This window comes from Cellulomonas sp. P5_C5, from assembly GCF_054049655.1.
The window spans coordinates 1-17,679 of sequence record NZ_JBFULY010000010.1; the positions used below are offsets into that span (position 1 = coordinate 1).

The 17,679-nt window shown below is 70.8% G+C and carries 14 protein-coding genes; 1 reads left to right on the forward strand and 13 read right to left on the reverse strand.

The genetic code is table 11. The features are described 5' to 3' along the window. From ACXJKF_RS10910 to ACXJKF_RS10925, 4 genes are all read right to left on the reverse strand, one after another. Positions 1 to 2,812 (reverse strand): Ig-like domain-containing protein (locus ACXJKF_RS10910; RefSeq protein WP_456787739.1); only part of this gene is annotated, 2,812 nt, incomplete at its 3' end. A gap of 228 nt (positions 2,813 to 3,040) precedes the next feature. Further along, entirely contained in the window at positions 3,041 to 4,393 is a 1,353-nt protein-coding gene (locus ACXJKF_RS10915) for a permease prefix domain 1-containing protein (protein ID WP_456787740.1), read from the reverse strand. Further along, positions 4,393 to 4,755 carry a PadR family transcriptional regulator gene (locus ACXJKF_RS10920; RefSeq protein WP_456787741.1) on the reverse strand — a complete coding sequence of 121 codons (363 nt, stop codon included), beginning with the start codon at positions 4,753 to 4,755 and terminating at the stop codon, positions 4,393 to 4,395. Before ACXJKF_RS10920 ends, ACXJKF_RS10915 begins: the two co-directional genes overlap by 1 nt. A gap of 53 nt (positions 4,756 to 4,808) precedes the next feature. Further along, on the reverse strand, positions 4,809 to 5,756 hold the full coding sequence (locus ACXJKF_RS10925) for a helix-turn-helix transcriptional regulator (protein WP_456787742.1): 948 nt from the start codon (positions 5,754 to 5,756) through the stop codon (positions 4,809 to 4,811). Between the two features lie 63 nt (positions 5,757 to 5,819). Between ACXJKF_RS10925 and ACXJKF_RS10930 the strand changes: the two genes are divergently transcribed. Then, the gene (locus ACXJKF_RS10930; protein WP_456787743.1) at positions 5,820 to 6,755 is read left to right on the forward strand and encodes an alpha/beta fold hydrolase; all 936 of its coding nucleotides are present in this window, start codon (positions 5,820 to 5,822) and stop codon (positions 6,753 to 6,755) included. 218 nt (positions 6,756 to 6,973) lie between these two features. Here the strand turns inward: ACXJKF_RS10930 and ACXJKF_RS10935 are convergent, their stop codons facing one another. The 9 genes from ACXJKF_RS10935 to ACXJKF_RS10975 form a co-directional block, all read right to left on the reverse strand. Next, the gene (locus ACXJKF_RS10935) at positions 6,974 to 8,413 is read right to left on the reverse strand and encodes an amidohydrolase family protein (RefSeq protein ID WP_456787744.1); all 1,440 of its coding nucleotides are present in this window, start codon (positions 8,411 to 8,413) and stop codon (positions 6,974 to 6,976) included. Between the two features lie 108 nt (positions 8,414 to 8,521). Further along, entirely contained in the window at positions 8,522 to 9,184 is a 663-nt protein-coding gene (locus tag ACXJKF_RS10940) for a GntR family transcriptional regulator (RefSeq protein WP_456787745.1), read from the reverse strand. A 69-nt stretch (positions 9,185 to 9,253) separates the two neighbouring features. Beyond that, positions 9,254 to 10,858: an ABC transporter substrate-binding protein gene (locus ACXJKF_RS10945; RefSeq protein ID WP_456787746.1), complete on the reverse strand. Its 1,605-nt coding sequence runs from the start codon at positions 10,856 to 10,858 to the stop codon at positions 9,254 to 9,256. Between the two features lie 76 nt (positions 10,859 to 10,934). Next, the gene (locus tag ACXJKF_RS10950) at positions 10,935 to 11,924 is read right to left on the reverse strand and encodes an ABC transporter permease (RefSeq protein ID WP_456787747.1); all 990 of its coding nucleotides are present in this window, start codon (positions 11,922 to 11,924) and stop codon (positions 10,935 to 10,937) included. A 1-nt stretch (position 11,925) separates the two neighbouring features. Then, positions 11,926 to 12,780 carry an ABC transporter permease gene (locus ACXJKF_RS10955; protein WP_456787748.1) on the reverse strand — a complete coding sequence of 285 codons (855 nt, stop codon included), beginning with the start codon at positions 12,778 to 12,780 and terminating at the stop codon, positions 11,926 to 11,928. Beyond that, the gene (locus tag ACXJKF_RS10960) at positions 12,780 to 14,354 is read right to left on the reverse strand and encodes an ATP-binding cassette domain-containing protein (RefSeq protein WP_456787749.1); all 1,575 of its coding nucleotides are present in this window, start codon (positions 14,352 to 14,354) and stop codon (positions 12,780 to 12,782) included. Before ACXJKF_RS10960 ends, ACXJKF_RS10955 begins: the two co-directional genes overlap by 1 nt. A gap of 5 nt (positions 14,355 to 14,359) precedes the next feature. Further along, a complete protein-coding gene (locus ACXJKF_RS10965) occupies positions 14,360 to 15,208 on the reverse strand; it encodes a polysaccharide deacetylase family protein (protein ID WP_456787750.1) in 849 nt (282 codons plus the stop codon). A 20-nt stretch (positions 15,209 to 15,228) separates the two neighbouring features. Then, positions 15,229 to 16,749: an amidohydrolase family protein gene (locus ACXJKF_RS10970; protein ID WP_456787751.1), complete on the reverse strand. Its 1,521-nt coding sequence runs from the start codon at positions 16,747 to 16,749 to the stop codon at positions 15,229 to 15,231. After that, positions 16,746 to 17,453: an aspartate/glutamate racemase family protein gene (locus tag ACXJKF_RS10975; protein WP_456787752.1), complete on the reverse strand. Its 708-nt coding sequence runs from the start codon at positions 17,451 to 17,453 to the stop codon at positions 16,746 to 16,748. The genes ACXJKF_RS10970 and ACXJKF_RS10975 overlap by 4 nt, the downstream gene beginning before the upstream one ends. Positions 17,454 to 17,679: the final 226 nt, after the last annotated feature.

Consider the following 17,679-nt stretch of genomic DNA (forward strand, 5'->3'; position numbering starts at 1 on the left):
TGTTGTTCCTCCCCCACCCGTACGCTGCCCCACCACCCGTGACACACCAGGTGTTGAAGGCGTCCGTCGACGCCGAGGCGCACGAAGGCAGACCGACTACCTGCCCGACGCTCCGAGCAGGCTCCTCCGGCCCGTTGTAGCCCCAGCGGTACATGGTTCCGTCGGCCGTCAGGGCGACCGAGCCGGACTCGCCGGCTGCGATGGCGACAGCACCAGAGACCCCCGGAACCTGCAGGGCGATGGACCCCGTTCCGACCGCTGTCTGCCCCCACCCGTTGACGCCCCACGCCCACACCCCGCCGGAACTGGTCAGCAGGAGGGCGTGCGAGCTGCCGGCTGCGACGTCCACGAAGGAACCTGTCGCTGCCGAGTCCACCAGCGACGGGGCGGTGTCGATCATGCCGGAGTTGTTCAGCTCTCGACCCCACCGGTAGGCGGCTCCGTCCCGGGTCACGGCGATCGTCATCGATGAGGACGCTGCGACAGCCCGTGCCGGAGGAAGACCGGGCACGCGGAACGGAGTCATCACAGCCTGCCCCACTCCGGGCGTCCCGTTGCCGAGCTCCCCGTAGTACCCGTTACCCCACGTCCACACCGAACCGTCGCTGGTGAGCGCCACGGTGTGGCTCGAGCCGACGGACAGGTCGACGACGTCGGTGATGGAGACCTCGCCCGGACGGTACGGGTCGCCGCCACGCCCGAGGTAGTTGGCCCAGCCCCACGTGAACACCCGGCCGTCGACGGTACGGACCGCCGCAGAGCGCAGCCCGACGAAGACCTCAGCAACCGGGGGCAGACCTTCCACCTTGGTGCGCGCAAAGACGGCGGCACTCGGGGACTCACCGTTGCCGATCCCCGCGGCCGTCTGGGCGCCCCACGCGTACACCGTCCCGTCCTGCGTCAGGCCAAGGGTCGTACCCGCATCGCTGGAGACGACCTGCTTCCACCTGCCACCGCCATCGCCGGTCGGCTTGCCGCCGTCGTTGTCCCAGATGTGCCACGTGTGCTCGAGCATTCCGGGCTTGCTCCAGCTCGCGAGCTCGAACCCCAGGACGCTGACCTCGAAGCCGGCACCGGTGGAGAACTCCACCTCAGCGTCTGCCCGCGGGGTCTTGCCGGTCTCCAGCTTCCCGGTGAGCTTGGGGGTGATGGACGTGCTGACGAACGGGCCGGCCATGTCGTAGAGGTCGAAGCTGAGCTTCGCCTCTCCTGTCACGGAGGCCTCACCCTCCAGGGTCCCCGCCCATGCAGTCTCGGGGTTGCTCTTGACGTCGTGAACGCCCTGCCAGCCGTCCTTCTGGGTGTACCGAACTCCGAGCTCCTCGTGCAGGGTGACCTCGGTCGTCATCTCCAGCGACGCCGTCGCCTCGAGGGCTCCGGTGAGGGAGAGCTCGATCTGCGGGGTGAAGACCAGCGGGACGAGTCCGGTCGGCACGGTCACAGGGGGCAGGTGCAGCGACGGGAAGTACTTGTCCAGGAGCTCGCGCGGAGAGCCCTCCACGGAGGCGCCCGCAGATGCGCTCAGCGACCCCTCGATCGCGCGCTCGATCTCGATCTTCTGATCACCGACGAGGACGAACGAGACCTGGTGCAGCGACGGCGTCAGGTCGAGCCAGGAGTCACGTTGGATGTCGATGTCCACCTCGGCGTCGAGCGCGAAGGTGAGCGAGTCCTTCGCGGTCACCGCAATCTCGCCGCTGATCTCGTGTTCGGTGCCCGTATCCGGCCCGTCGTCCTCGCCGGGCTCGTCCTCGTCCTCGTCCTCCGGGCACAGGCTGAACTCGGTCATGTGGGCGTCGTAGCAGACGTGGAACGCGTACTCGTTCGCCCAGGTGTGGTCGATCAACGAGAGGCTCAGGTCCGTGGCGGCCGCGACGCCCGTGCCCTGCGACGTAGCCGGCGCCGGCGGCGTGCCGGTGATCCTCTGGTGCACGTGAAGCTCGTTGAACGTCTCCTGCAGCGTCGCGTTCACGGTGTCGAGGACCACGGTGCTGCCCAGGTCGTGCACAGCGACGACCCGTCGCAAGGCGCCCTGCGGCGTCGCGGCCGTCGGGCCGAGCGCGACGATGTTCCCGACATCGACCGGCGAGCTTGCGGTGTCCACCGTGAGCGTGCTCGGCGTCGCGGCGGTGATGGTCGACTCGATGGCGTCCGAGCCGGCCGCGTCGAGATCGGGATTCGGGATGACCTCGCCGGGGCTTGTCGTCGTGACTGTGCGCCGGACGCTGCTGACGTTGCCCTTCTTGTCGAATGCGCGCACGACCACCGTGTGGCTGCCGTCGAGCGGGACGACCTGCCAGATGAAGTCGGCCCGGTTGCCGTGCCGGGTCAGGGTCGCGTCGCCGGTGTCTGTTCCGTCGACGACGACCTCGACCTTCGCGACACCGGAGCCGGTGTCCGTGGCCGAGCCCTCCACGATGACCGCGCCGTCGACGGACAGGTCGATGCGCACGCCGTCGTCCGGGGAGGTGACGGCGAGCGTCGGGGCGAGCCTGTCGATGGGCAGCCGAGCGCTGAGCCTGTGCAAGCGCGCAGCGGCGAGCGTCGTGGCCGTGTCGGTGGTCGTCTCGAATGCGTTCTTGCCGCCCAGGGCGCCGGTCAGGGTCGCGTCCGTCGGCAGGGAGCGTGGGGCGTCGCCGAACGCGGGCACCGCTGCCGTGAGCGTGCCGTTGGTCGAGCCGAACGCGACGGCGGGTGTAGTCGTGTGCGCGGGCGACGAGCTCGTCGACCTGGCCTGGGAAGACGTAGGCCTGTTGTCAGGGCCACTGCACGCAGCGAGCCCGAGGGCTCCGACCATGACCGTGACGAGCACTGCCTGACCTCGAATGCGCACAGCACCTCTTCTCGTGGGCGCGGACGACTCCGCACGCGCGGGACCCTGCCGGGCCGGTGGGCCACGGCAGTCCGCGTTGCCCCATCGGCACGCTGACAGGGCTGGTTGAGGAGGCAGGACTTGCGCACCCGTGTGGACCCGGACACAGCCGTGCACGCTGACTGGGGTGTTTTCTTGGGTGCGGCAGTCTCCGCGGGCTCGGCCTCGTCAGGCGAAGTCGAACAGCGGCGGGAACACGATCACGATGACCGCGGCCCAGGCGGCGTAGACCGGTAGGTACCGCGTCTGCCAGCGCTCGAGCTCGGAGAACGTGCCGCGACCGCGCAGGAACCGGGCGCTGCGCCACGCCGAGACCCCGAGGTGCACGAGCAGCAGCAGGTTGAGCCCGAGCGCGGCGATCTTGTTGGGGCTGGTGCCGAACTCCGCGATCCGCGTGAGCATCGCGGTCAGCATCACGGCGTCGACCGCGAGCGCGACCCCCACCATGACGAGCTGGAGCCAGTCGGCGAGCGCGGGCGGTGCGAGCGGGTCGCGAGCCGAGACCGAGTACAGGAGCAGCGCCAGGACCAGCACGAGGATCGCGTCCATCAGGATGAGCAGCTCGCGGTCCACCTCGACGAGGCCCCCGGAGGCGACGAGCGCCACGAGGACGGCCACGAGCATGGCGATGGTCAGCGGCGTGAAGATCCGGGTCAGCACAGGCGCGATGTTCTCGACGACGTCCTGCTTGGCCTCGACGAGCCAGGCGGCGACGATGAGGGCGCCCGGGACAGCGAACGGCATCACCCACTGCGTGATCACCGGTTCGGGGTCGACGCCCACGAGCTGCAGCACCGCGGCGGTGAGGCCCAGGAGGACCCCGCCACCCAGGGCGAGCAGCGTGAAGTAGATCGCGAGCTCGCCCGTGAACCGCACGAAGTCCATGCGTCGGCCGTCGGAACGCCACGATTCTGCGACGTACGCGAGCCCGACGAGCAGCCACAGGACGACGGGCGCGTGCAGGATCGCCAGCACCTCGGTCGACCCCTCGGGGACGAACGGGTACACGTTGAGCACGACGGCGAGCACGAGGAACGGCACGACGATCGCGGCGACGGTCCGCACGCCGACCCGGCGCTTCCACCCGAGGTACGCGGCGAGGAACGGCACCACGAGCAGGCCGATGTTGCGCGCGAGCGCGACCTCGTCGTCGCCGAACCAGGCGATGCCGGCCCGCACCGCGACGCCCGCACCGGCCGCGAGCGCGATGACGACCGCGAGCTCGCGCCACCGCGGTGCCGGCGAGCCGGGCGAGTCGTCGGGGACCAGCGCGAGCTGCTTCCACAGCCGGTCCGAGTGCTCGCGGGCGTACTCGCGGGAGACGGCGTCCAGGTTGCCGAGGCGCTTGATCGCGACGAGGAACGCCTCGTCGTCGTCGAGCCCGGTCGCGCGCAGGTCGGCCACCTGACCCCGGAGGTGGTCCTCGAGCTCGTCGACGTCGGCCGACGAGATGACCTGCCGTCGGTGCACGTAGCCGCGCCAGCGGTCGATCTGGGCCTCGAGCTCGTCGTCGTGCGCCATCACGCCCACCCCTCCACGACGGGGGTGGGTCGCGGTGCCGACTCCCAGACCTGCCGCAGCGCGTCCGCGACGACGCTCCACTGCGCCTGCCGTTCGGCGAGCGCCGCCCGGCCGGTCGGGGTGATCGCGTAGTGCTTGCGACGTCGACCCGACTCGGACGTGCCCCAGGACGCCGAGACGTGGCCGAGCCGTTCGAGCCGGTGCAGGAGCGGGTAGAGCATGCCGTCCGTCCACTGCATGCGTCCGCCGGAGAGCTCGCCGACGCGCTTGAGGATCGCGTACCCGTAGAGGTCGCCGTCCACGAGGATCCCGAGCACGAGCGGTGTCGCCGAGGCGGCGACCAGGTCCTTGTCGATGTGCACGACGTCTCCTCTACCTTGATGTGCTAGGTATCTAACCCTAGCTGATCTAGGTATCAGCGGTACCGCTCGACGAGCGCGTCGCCGATCGAGGCCAGGCGGTCCCGCACCCCCGCAGGCCCGGTCACCTCGATCCACTCGACCAGCCCGGAGAGCTCGCCGGCGAGCACGTACTCGTCGCCGCCGCGGATCACGACCTCGATGCGGCCGTCGGCCGTGGCACCTCCCACCTCGAGCCGGTCGCCGAACGCCATCCGCAGCAGTCCCGTCGCGTCGGCCGCGCAGACCGCCTGGACCTCGAGCGGAGTCCGCAAGCGGTCCACCTCGTCGGCGATCTCGCGCCAGCTCCGGGCAAGGTCGAAGTCGTCGGGTCGGTGCACGGGGTCGACGGTCGGGTCGACGGACGACACGCGGTCGATCCGGAAGGTCCGCCGGCCGGCCTCGGTGTGGGCGACGAGGTACCACGACGGACCCTTGGCGATGATGCCGAGCGGATGGACGGTCCGCTCCGTGTCGACGCCGGTGCGGTCGACGTAGCCGAGCCGCACCTGGACGCCGCGGATCACCGCGTCCTGGAGCTCGTCGAGGAACCGCGGCGGTCGCGGCTCGACCCGGCTGGACCCCCATCGCTGCGGGTCCAGGACCAGCGACGACGCCGCTGCCTCGGCCTGCACCCGGAAGGGCTCCGGCAGGGCACGGACGAGCTTGCGCAGCGCTGCCTTCACCGCCGGCGTCGCGGCCGACGCCGGGCCGGCGACGAGGAACAGGGCGCGGGCCTCGCTCGCGGTCAGCCCGGACAGGTCGGTGCGGGCGCCGCCCACCAGGCGCCAGCCACCGCCCCGGCCCTGCAGCGAGTACACGGGGACCCCTGCCATGGCGAGGGCGTCGAGGTCGCGGCGGGCGGTCCGCTCGGAGACCTCCAGCTCCCGGGCGACCTCTGCCGCCGTCACCTGCTCGCGCCGCTGCAGCAGCAGGACGATGGCCATCAGCCGGTCGGCTCGCATCCCCCCAAACTCGCACAGAAAACCGGTCACGAGGTGACCTGTTTCAGTCCGCACCATGGCGGCATGACCTCTTTTCCCGACCCCACCCTTGTCCCCGTCAACGGCGTCGTGCTCGAAGTCTTCGAGGCAGGCCGAGAGAACGCCGGGAATCCCATCGTGCTGTGCCACGGCTGGCCGGAGCTCGCCTACTCCTGGCGCCACCAGGTGCCCGCCCTGGTCGCCGCCGGCTACCACGTCATCGTCCCGAACCAGCGGGGCTACGGAGGCTCGTCCCGCCCGACCGAGGTGACCGCCTACGACATCGCGCACCTGACGGGTGACCTCGTCGCCCTGCTCGACCACTACGGGTACGACGACGCCACGTTCGTCGGGCACGACTGGGGCGCCATGGTCGTCTGGGGCCTGGCCCTGCTGCACCCGGACCGCGTGACCAGGGTGATCAACCTGAGCCTGCCCTACATGGAGCGTGGGGAGATGCCCTGGGGCGAGCTCCTGGCGCTCGTGCTCGGCAGCGACTACTACTTCGTCCACTTCACCCAGCAGCCCGGCGTCGCCGACGCCGTGCTCGACGCGAACACCGCCCGGTTCCTGCGCAACCTGTACCGGAAGAACGAGCCCCCCGCGGAGCCCGCGCCGGGCATGGCGATGATCAACCTCGCCCGAGCGGAGACACCGCGCGGGGAGCCCGTCCTGAGCGACGACGAGCTGGCCGTACTGGTCTCCGCTTTCGAGCAGTCGGGGTTCACCGGCAGCATCAACTGGTACCGGAACCTCGACCGCAACTGGCACCTGCTGGCCGACTCGGACCCGGTCATCCAGCAGCCCACCCTGATGATCTACGGCTCCCGGGACACCGTCGCGCGGTCCGAGAACCTGGCCGCGTTCGTGCCGAACGTCGACGTGGTCACCCTCGACTGCGGTCACTGGATCCAGGAGGAGAAGCCGGAGGAGACCAACCAGGCGATCCTCCACTGGCTGGACCAGCGCGACGCCAGCTAGTCCGCGCCCGCCGGCCGCAGCCCGTGACGGAGGCCCCGTGACCAGCGTCTCCGCTGGTCACGGGGCCTTTGTGACTCCCGAGTGGCCGAGGAAGTTCGTTCCGTCGCGGACCGGCGGCAACTCGCTCTGAGAACGCATGAGGGACGACTGCACCAACTGGCGCTCCTCGGGTGCATCCAGCGTCGGTTCTCGGGAGCGCGCCGCATCACCAAGTGCTCTCACGTGAACACCCGTTGGACCTGGCCCCAGCCGGGGTCAGTCAGGTGAGCCTCGAGACCCGCCTCACGCACGGCTGCGGCGGCGTACCGGCCCGCCTCGCGCAGAAGGCCGGCCTCGTCGACGCGCGTGGCCACCCGGTCCTCGAGCAGCACCTCGCCGGCGACGAGAACGGTGCGCACGTCACGGCCGACGGCCTGCAGCATGATCCGGTGGACGGGCATCCACCAGGGGGTCAGGTGCGGCGCGGCGGTGTCGAGCAGGACCAGGTCGGCGCGCTTGCCGATCTCGATGGACCCGATCTCGTGCTCCATCCCGAGCGCCTTGGCCGCGTCGACCGTGATCATCTCGAGCAGCTTGCCGGGCGGGAACAGGTACGGGTCGCCCGTGCGGACCTGGTGCGCGCTGCGCACACCACGCGCGGCCTGCAGCAGGTCGAAGGGGCGCAACGGCGCGCAGCCGTCGGTGGTCAGTGCGACGTTGATGCCCTGGGCCATCATCGCGGGCACGTTCACCTCTCCGCCGGGTGCGTGACCGAAGTGCGTTCCGGTCGCGGCGAGCATCGCGATCTCCTCCTCGGAGATCCCGATGCAGTGCTGCAGGAGCACGTCGGGACCGAGGAGCGCGTACTCGTCGTCCTGCAGTGCCAGCCGCACCTGCCCGCCGAACGCGTCCGAGTGGATGCGCACGCCGTGGCGCGCGGCCAGCTCACGTACGCCGCGTGCGTGCTCCCTGTCACCGTCGGTCAGCCGCACCGCCGCGTCGGGCGTCGACGGGTTGGCGGAGTCCACCGACGGCACGATCGAGAACGGCGTGACGAACACGCGCGTGAGCCCGCCGCGCGTGCCGTCCAACGTCCGCACGACCTCCTCGGTGACGTCGAGCATCTCCGCGAGCGAGGTCGAGCGAGCACGCCAGCCGGCGCCGTCGGGGACTGACGACGGATACGGATAGGGCAGGCCGGACGGCCCGACGCAGACGATGTCGGCCAGACCCACCTCCCCGTACGCACGCGCGTGCTCTGTCGATGGCCAAGCCACGTCAGAGCGAGGCTCCGAGGCCATCACCGAGACCGACGTCGTGACGCCTACCCGAAGCCTGTCGATGGCCGAGACCAGACCGTCGAGGTACCAGAACTCGGGAGTGGTCCAGTTGAAGTAGAACGGCGTCACCACCGACTCCCAGGTGCGGGGTGCGTCGGAGGCGAGGGACTTGATCAGCGAGTGCCCCGCATGCCCGTGAGCATCGATGAGGCCAGGCAGCAACGCGACGTCGTCGCCGCCCAAACGCCGCGTGGCGGCGGGGTGGCGGACGTCGATCTCCGCGCGCGGCCCCACGTCGACGATGCGGTCACCGTCCACGACCACGCTGGCGTTCTCGAGGATCCGCCGTTCACCATCCATGGTGACCACGGTCTGCGCGTCGATGATCAGGTCCGCCACGTGTCGATCTCCTTCGTCTACGTCGGGAACGCCATTCGACTCACGGAGTCGAGGCCGCCTCAACGGCGACGGCGGGCTGAGGGTGGGTGCGCGGGCGGGGTGCCCGGCTCAGGGGGTTCGCGTCGGCATGGCCGCGAAGGACGGGAGGCGGTCGCGTTCGATGTGGGCGTAGGCGACCGACTCCGCGACGCGCGGGTTCCCGGAGGCGATGGCATCGCGCAGCGCGATGTGGTCGTGGAAGGCCTCGTCCACGTCGAGATCACTGGTCAGGTAGAACAGCCAGGTCATGCGCCCCGAGATGGTCCGCATCATCTTGAGCATCAGGGCGTTGTCCGCGGTCGCGACGATGGCCTCATGGAAGTGCGTGCTCTCCTGCGCGATCCGCAACGGGTCGCGCAGGGCGACGACGTCGTGCGACACGGCCAGAGCGGCCTCCAGGACGTCGAGCGACGCTCCGTCGGCAACCTGCCGTGCGGCGTAGCCCGCCGCGCCGACCTCCAGGCACAGCCGGACGTCGAACAGGTCGTCCACCTCCTTCTCCCCCCACTGGGCCACGACCGCGCCGCGCCGGGGTGAGGTGTGCACGAACCCGTCGCGCTCCAGCAGCGGGACAGCTTCGCGGAGCGGGACGCGGGACACGTCGAGCTCCTCGGCGATGCGCTGCTCGGGCAGTCGGCTGCCCTGCGGGTAGTGGCCCAGGATGATCCGCTCGCGGACCGTCTCGTAGATGCGCTGCGACAGCGAGGCCCGCGGCTCGGCGGTCTTCGTCATGACGCCCTCTCTGGGGTGGGGAGGCCGGGCCCCGAAGGACCCGGCCTCCAGTGGATCACTGACCGTCGATCACTTTCCGTCGATACCGAGCATCGCGAAGTTCAGCTCGTTGGCGCCGATGCTCTGGGCCTCGGCCACGCCAGTCAGCCACGGCTTCGTGACGACCCAGTCCTTGATGTACGCCAGGTTCATGAAGCAGCCGGTCTCCCCGAGCAGGTCGCCGGCCTGGACGTAGAGGGCGGTGTCACCGCTCACCACGGCTTCGTCGAGCAGCGCGTTGACCTCCTTGGACTCACAGCCGAAGTAGTTGACGCCACCGCTCGCGTCCCAGAAGACGTGTCCCCACATGTACGGGTCGCCACCGTCGGGACCGTTGTTCCCGTCGATCATCGCGTCCGGACCCTTCGACGGGTCGTTGATCCAGTCGTACGCGGCGCTCGTCTCGTAGCCCTGGGCCGTCGCGTCCAGACCGGCGGCCTGGAGGTTGGCGACGACGATGTTGGCCATCAGCTGGGCGTTGGCGCTCGAGTTGCCGTATCCGATGACCAGCGACTTCGCGTCGTCGGGCAACGTCTTGGCGTACTCCGTCAGCACCGTCGGGTCGTAGGTGATGGCCTGCTTGTCGGCACCGCCAGGGATCATGCCGGCCGCGTACATGGTGGTCGCGACCGCCGACCGCTCACCGAGCACCTGGTCCACGAACGCTTCCTGGTCGAGCGACTTGAGGAACGCGATCCGCGCCTCGGTGTCCGTGAAGAACGGCATCGCCGAGTTCAACGTGACGAGCGAGGCCTGGAAGGTCGGCAGGAAGTAGTTCTTCACGTCGGCAGCCGTGGAGTACTTGTCCAGGCTCGAGGACGGCAGGGCCGAGACGATCACGTCGACGTCGCCGGAGTCGAAGGCGAGCTCGAGGGCCGAGGCGTCCGTGTAGATCGGGAGCTCGACGGTGGTGAACGGCGAGGACTCGCCCCAGTAGTCCTCGTACTGGGTGAGCGTGTAGCCGACGCCGGTCTCCGCCTTGGTCAGCTCGTACGGGCCGGTGCCCAGGTCGTGCGTGGACAGGTAGGTCTGCGCGTGGTCGTCGCCCGCGTTCGCCTCCAGGCCCTCGGGCGACTCCATCTTGGGGCCGTACGGCGACGCGAGGTAGCTGAGGAACGCCGAGTTGGGCTTGTCGAGGTGGATGACGGCGGTCAGGTCGTCGGGGGTGTCGACGCTGGTCACGCCGGCCACCATGTACGACGCGCCGCCCTCGACCGCGATGCGCCGGTCGAACGCGACCTCGACGGCGGCGCTGGTGAACGGGGTGCCGTCGTGGAACGTCACGCCTTCTCGCAGGTGGAACGTGAACTCGGTGTTGTCCGGGCTGGCCTCCCAGCTCGTCGCGAGCCGAGGCGCGATCCCGATGGCGTCGCCGTCCATCTTGTACTGGACCAGGCCCTCGTACGTGTTGAGGATGAGCGCCTGGCCGTTGTTGGCGTAGTAGATGTCGGGGTCCGGCGGCTGGCCGATGTCACCGAGCAGGCCGACCGTCAGCACGCCGTCGGAGGGCGCAGCCGCGCTCTCGCCGTCGTTGGAGTCGATGGATGAGGCCGAGCACGCGGACAGGGCGAGGGCGGTCACGAGCACGCCTACCAGGGCGAGGCCGCGCAGCTGTCGAGAAGGTCTCGTGGACACGGGGGTCTCCTTGAGTTGGTCCGGTCGAGGGGTCGGTCAGGTAGAGCGGCGGCGGCAGTGCGCCTCTCCGTCGTCGTCACGCGGTGATCCGCGGGTCGGCTGCCGCCTGGATCAGGTCCACGGCGGTGTTGGAGAGGACGTAGATGGTCCCGAGCACGAGCGTCACGCCCGCGATCGCCGGGAAGTCGGCCACGGGGATGCTCGCGGCCAGGTAGTTGCCGATGCCGGGCCAGCCGAACACCTGCTCGACGACGACCACGCCGGCGAACATGAAGCCCAGCTGCAGGCCGGCCATCGAGACGGCGGGCCCGGCGGCGTTGCGGAAGACGTGCTGGCGCAGGACGTGCCCCTCGTCGAGACCCTTGCTCCGCGCGGTGCGGATGTGGTCCGCGCGCAGGGTGGCCTCGAGGCTGGTGCGGAAGATCCGGCCGATGGCGATCGCGGGGATGATCGCCAGGACCGTGGCGGGCAGGACCAGGTGGCGCAGGGCCTCCGTGAGCAGCGGGCCGTCGCCGTGCAGAGCGGCGTCGATCACGAGCATGCCGGTGGGGCCCGGGGAGTCGGACGCGCCTTGACCGTTGCCTGGGAGCCAGCCCAGGCGGCCGTAGAAGAACACGATGCCGACGATGGCCAGCACGAACGGCGGCGCCGCCCCGAGCACCAGGAGCCCACCGCGCACAGCTCCGGTCCCGCGCCACTGCAGAGCGCCGGACACCGCGAACAGCGTGGCCAGGACCAGCGCGACGAGGAACGCGGCAAGGACCAGCTCGATGGTCGCCGGCAGGTATGTGCCGAGGTCGTGCGTGACGTCGTTCCGAGTGCGCAGCGAGCGGCCCAGGTCGCCGGTCACGGCCGACTGCAGGAAGTCCACGTAGCGCACCGCGAGCGGGTCGTCGAGGCCGAGCTGCTCGCGCTTGGCGGCCACCACCTCCTGGGAGGCGTTGGCGCCGACGTAGGCGCGGGCGGGGTCGGTCGGTGAGATCTGCTGGAGCAGGACGAGGACGAACGACAGGACGACGAGCAGCAGGATCGCCGCACCGGCACGTTTGAGGGCGAAGGTGCGCACGTCACCACCTCGCCGGGAGGAGCGAGCGGACGGCGTCGCCACCGAGATTGGCGACGAGGGTCAGGACCAGGACGGCGAGCGCCGGCACACCCGGCACCGTCCAGTGGCTCAGGAGCTGCTGCATGGCGCGTGCCGTGTCGGCGCCGAGCTCGGGGGCGGGAGCCTGCTGGCCGAGGCCGAGGAACGACAGCCCCGCCAGGAGCAGGATCACGTTGCCGACGTCGAGGCTCGCCGTGACGACAGCGGTCGGGACCACCCCGGGCAGCAGGTGCCGCGTGACCAGCCGGACCTCGCCGACGCCCGACAGCCGGGCCGCCTCGACATGGGGTCGCGCGGCGAGCGCCTTGACCTCGCCACGGATGATCCGCGCGTAGAAGGGCCACCAGACGATCGCGACCGCAACGAGAGTGTTGCGCAGACCCGAACCCATCGCCGCGACGATCGCGATCGCGACCAGCGCGCCCGGCAGGGCGAGGAACAGGTCGGTGAACCGCATGAGCACGTCGTCGAGCCAGCCACCGCGCGACCCGGCGATGACGCCGACGATCCCGCCGATGATCAGGCCCGACGCGACGACGACCAGGGCGCTGAACCAGCTGACCTGCATCCCGATGAGCGTGCGGCTGAACAGGTCCCGACCGATCGAGTCCGTGCCCAGCACGTGGTCCGGGCTGAACGGTGGCAGGTTCAGCGCGCCGACCGGCTGGACCGGGTCGTACGGCGCGATGACCCGCGCGAAGAGCGCGACGAGCGTGATGACCGCGAGCAGGGCGACGAGCGCGATGCTGACGGGGCGGGCGAGCCGCACCGCGGGGACCGGGCGGATGCGGGTGCGTGGGACGACGGCGGTGGACATCAGACCTGGACCTCCCGGATCTCGGGGACGGCGTCGAGGAGGGTGCGCGTGTACTCGTGCTGCGGGCTGCCGGTGACCTGGTCTGCGGTGCCCAGCTCGACCACGGCGCCCGACTGCATCACGGCGATCCGGTCGCCCATCAGCCGCGCGACGGCGAGGTCGTGCGTGACGAACAGGACCGTCATGCCGAGGCGGGCGCGCAGGTCCCGGATGAGGGCGAGCACGCTGCGGGCCAGGGAGGCGTCCAGCGCGCTCGTCGGCTCGTCGCAGAGCAGGACGGCCGGTGGGACGACGGTCGCGCGGGCCAGGGCGACGCGCTGGCGCTGACCGCCGGAGAGCTCGCTGGGTCGAGCCCTGCTGACGTCGAACGGGAGGCCGACGGCGTCGAGGGCCTGTTCGATGCGGTCCTGCTGGGCGGTCTTCGACAGCTTCAGCGGCCTGAGGCGTTCGGCCAGCGTGTGGCCCACGGACATCCACGGCGTCAAGGACGAGCCCGCGTCCTGGAACACCATCTGCGCGCCGCCGGGGGCGATCTCGACGGTGCCCGCCGTGGCCTTCTCGAGGCCCGCGATGATCCGCAGCAGCGTGGACTTGCCCGAACCACTCTCGCCGACGATGGCCAGCCCCTCGCCCGGGGCGACGTCCAGATCGACCCCGGTCAGCGCCCGGACCTCGCCGTGCCTGACCGTGAACGTGCGCTCGAGCCCGCGGACCCGGACGGCGGGACCGGCGATCTCCGCGGCCGTCGCGTCACCGTCCGCGAACCGCTCGTCGCGCGGCGAGCTCAGCGACAGCCGCGACGTCAGCAGCGACCGCGTGTAGGCGTGGGACGGGTGGGTGACCACCGTGCGCGCAGGTCCGAGCTCGACCAGCTCGCCGTGGTGCAGGACGGCGAGGCGGTCGGCGATCTGGTCGGCGACGCCGAGGTCGTGCGTGATGAGCAGGACCGAGCAGCCGAGGTCGTCGCGCAGCTCGCGGAGCAGCTGCAGGAGCTGGGCCTGCACGGTGACGTCGAGGGCTGTGGTCGGCTCGTCGGCGATGACGAGCCTCGGGCGGCCGGCGACGGCGATTGCCGCCATGACCCGCTGCCGCAGGCCGCCCGAGAGCTGGTGCGGGTGGACCCGCAGGCGAAGGGTCGCGTCGCGCACGCCGACGGCCTCGAGCAGGCGGACCGACTCGGCGTCGTCCCCCGTGGACTCGCGGATCTGCCGGCCGATGCGCATGGTCGGGTTCAGCGACGTCATCGGGTCCTGGAAGATCGCGCCGAGCGACTCCCGGCGGACCCGTCGCAGCTCCTTGTCGGGCGCGCGCTGCATGTCGACGCCCGTCACGGTCACGCTGCCGGTCACCTCGGGGTGGCTGCTGTGCGGCAGGAGTCCGAGCAGCGCGAGCGCGAGCATGCTCTTGCCCGAGCCGGACTCGCCGACCAGCCCGACGATCTCCCCCGGCGCGATCGCCAGCGACACCCCGTGCAGGATCTCGCGACGCTCCCCGTTCCGGACCAGGGACAGCCGCAGGTCGTCGACGACGGCGACGGCCTCCGTGGTCGACGCCTTCACGGGCGCCTCGCTCACGGCCGTCACCGGGGAGCCCCGAAGATCGCCGGGTTCGCCACGACGGCCGCGTGGATCTGGTCGGGCGTCGTGAACCAGATCTCGTCGGCGCGGGAGGCGAGGTGCTCCAGCGCGCGGGTCAGGGCGCGCAGGCGGAACGGCGCCCCGGAGATGAACGAGTGCAGCACCACCGACATGACCAGCGGACGATCCTGGGCCGCGAGCAGCAGCTCGTCGAGCTCGTCGACGATCATGTCCGCGAAGTCCCGGGCCGTGATGTCGCGGCCGATGACCGTGCTGGAGTCGTTGACCTCGGCGTTGTACGGGATGGCCAGCAGGGGGCCCTTGTCCGTGCGCAGCCAGACGGGCTGGTCGTCGACCCGCAGGTCGAGCAGGTACCGGTAGCCCGAGGCCGCCAGCAGGTCGATCGTCGCCGGGGTGTGCGTGAGCCACGGGCTGGACCAGCCACCGGGGGCCGTGCCCTCCGCGTCGAGGATGCGGTCCGCGACGGCCCTGAGGTAGGCCGCCTCGTCGGGCACGTCCGCCAGCGAGTCGGAGTTGCTCAGCCCGTGCCCGACGATCTCGGCGCCATGCTTGCGGGCCGCGTCGAGCACGTCGGGTGCCGAGTCGTACACGTCGGTGTTGAGCAGCACGGTCGGTGAGATGCCGAAGTCGGCGAGCCGGTCGAAGAGCCTGAAGGCTCCGACGCGGTTGCCGTAGTCACGCCAGGCGGTGTTGACGAGGTCGGGCGAGGGCACGCCGGGCAGGGTGTCCTCGACGTGCTCGCCGCCCACCCGGTACTCCTCGACGCCCACGCACACGTACACGGCGAGCTTGGCGCCGCCCGGCCAGGTGCCGGCCGGTCGCGTCGTCACGGGGCTGTAGTCGTACCGGGTCACTGGACTCCCACCCATCGGTGCACACCCACGTCGTGCCGGGCGGCCTTGTGGACCATCGCGCGGTACGCGGGCTCGACGACGGCCGCGTGCGCTCGCGCCTGCGCCAGAGCCGGCTGCTTCGCCTCGAAGATCGCGCGGGCTTCGGCGAGGAGCGCGTCCTCGTCGACCGTCGTGACACGGCCGTTCTCCGCGACGACCTGCCCGTCGACGACCGTGAGGACGACGTCCCGGCCGTCCTCTGCGTAGACGAGCTGCTCCCTCAGGTCGTTGAGCGGGGTGAACGGCAGGGAGTGCAGCTCGACCATCGTGAGATCCGCGAGCATGCCGACCTCGACAGCGCCGAGCCGCCCCTCGAGCCGCTGTGCGCGGGCGCCACCGAGCCAGAGGGCGTCGAGCACCTCGTGCGCCGCCGGCCAGTCGTGCGGGTCGCGACCGGACACGTTGTGGATCAGGCCCGCGGTCTTCGCGACGGTCCAGATGTTGACGGTGTCGTCGCAGATCGCCTCGTCGGTGCCCAGCGCGACGGGGATGCCGCGGTCCAGGACGTCGCGCCACGGCATGACGCCGCTGCCGAGGCGCAGGTTGCTGACGGGGTTGTGGATGACGGTGGCCTTCGCAGCGGCGATCCGGTCCAGGTCGTCGTCGGACACCCAGACCGCGTGGATGACGTTGGTGCGCTCGGTGAGCAGGCCGAGCTCGTCGGTGTAGCGGACGATCGATCTGTCGTGGAAACGCGGATGCGTGGTGAGCGCCGCCTGCGTCCGGGTCTCCAGCATGTGTGCGTAGACGGCGAGGTCATGCTTGTCGGCGAGCGTCTGCAGAGCGGCGAAGTACGCGGGACTGACCCGCTGCGGCGCAGACACCGACACCGCGGCGCGCACGCGGCCGCGTCCGTGCCAGCGGCTGATCAGGTGGTCGTAGGCGGCCAGGAGCTCGTCGGCACCCGCTGCAGGCGGCTTCGCCAGGTAGTCCCCGAGCTCCGGGGCGTCGTCGGAGATGAACGGGAGCTTGTCCTTCTCGGGCAGCTCGGGCTGGTCCAGGGCGAGCGTCGCGCGGATGCCGGAGTCCTGGTAGGCCTGCGCGACGGCGTCGATGATCTCGGGCTTCGGTGTCGGCATGAGGAAGGCGTCGTCCTGCACGCTGGTGATGCCTCGCTGGAGCATCTCGACCGCCGCGAGCATGGTGCGCACGTACGCCTCGTGCGGCGTCGGGGTCAGCGACGGGTCCGCCGGCGACTCCTGCAACATGAACAGCTCGAGCGGCAGGCTCCGTACGCTTCCGCGTAGGTGGTTGGCGGGCGAGTGGAAGTGCGCGTTGACCAGGCCGGGCACCAGGAGCCGGTGCGCGTCCCCGGGAACGACATGGTCCGCTCGTGCCGACTGAACGCTGGGGTTCGAACCGAGTCGAGGGCCGATGGCGGCGATCTTGTTGCCCTCGACCATGACGTCGGTCGGGCCGACGTAGCCGGCGGGGGCGGTGCTGTCGTAGACGAGGACGTCGGTGAACAGCAGGCTCATCGCCAGACCTCCGCGACTCGCGGCGTCGTCACGCTTCCGAACGAGCTGGCCCGCGACGTCCACAGGCCCTGCGCGACGAGCCCGGCAGCCATGACGACTGCCGCGGCGACCCCCTCGACCACGGGAACCTCCAGCGCTTCGCTCAGCGGGTCGACGATGTCCGCGAGGCCAGCGCAGCCGAGCACGATGACCTCGGCGTGCTCTCCGATCGCCTCGCGTCCTGCGGCGACGAATGCCGCCAGGACACCCGCGCTGCCCTCCTCGAGGTCGGCGACGGCCGCGTCGACGGCGGTCACCGTCACTCGGTGCCCCAGGCCCAGGTCCCGCACCACGCGCTCGGAGTGCACGATGGTCCGCGGTGGCATGGTGATCACGGCGATGCGGTGCCCGAGCAGCGCAGCGGTCAGCAGGGCCGCCTCGGTCATCCCGACCACCGGCCCGGTGGCCACCTCACGGGCCGCCGCGACGCCGGTATCCCCGAAGCACGCGATGACGAACGCGTCGGTGGTGGCGTCGTGCTCCTGCACCTGCTCGACGACGCCCAGCGCGGCCCACGCCTCCTCGGCGTGACTCTCGACAGAGGAGACACCGTGGGAGGGCTTGGTCCCCGTGACCTCGACACCCGGCGCAGCCGCGCGAGCCGCCTTGACGATGGTGCGCGTCAGCGCCTCGGACGTGTTCGGGTTGATGACGGTGATGTTCACACCGACCTGCCGTTCGCCCGCGGGGCTCGGACGAGCCCGTCGACGGCGATCCCAGGGACTGCGGACATGAGTGGCGGTTCCCTTCCGTCGGCGACCTGTGACGGGGACGGTATACAAGCGGCGTTTCCGAAGCGGCCCTCCTTCGTGAACGGCCTGTTACGGCGTGCGAAGTTGTAGACAAAAGACCCCAACGGGGGAACCGCAGTGGAGGTCAAGGGCTGATCCG

Coding starts and splice junctions, on each gene's coding strand:
- ACXJKF_RS10915 (WP_456787740.1), bottom strand. CDS start 4,393: ATGGCGCACGACGACGAGCTCGAGGCCCAGATCGACCGCTGGCGCGGC.
- ACXJKF_RS10925 (WP_456787742.1), bottom strand. CDS start 5,756: ATGCGAGCCGACCGGCTGATGGCCATCGTCCTGCTGCTGCAGCGGCGC.
- ACXJKF_RS10930 (WP_456787743.1), top strand. CDS start 5,820: ATGACCTCTTTTCCCGACCCCACCCTTGTCCCCGTCAACGGCGTCGTG.
- ACXJKF_RS10940 (WP_456787745.1), bottom strand. CDS start 9,184: ATGACGAAGACCGCCGAGCCGCGGGCCTCGCTGTCGCAGCGCATCTAC.
- ACXJKF_RS10955 (WP_456787748.1), bottom strand. CDS start 12,780: ATGTCCACCGCCGTCGTCCCACGCACCCGCATCCGCCCGGTCCCCGCG.
- ACXJKF_RS10970 (WP_456787751.1), bottom strand. CDS start 16,749: ATGAGCCTGCTGTTCACCGACGTCCTCGTCTACGACAGCACCGCCCCC.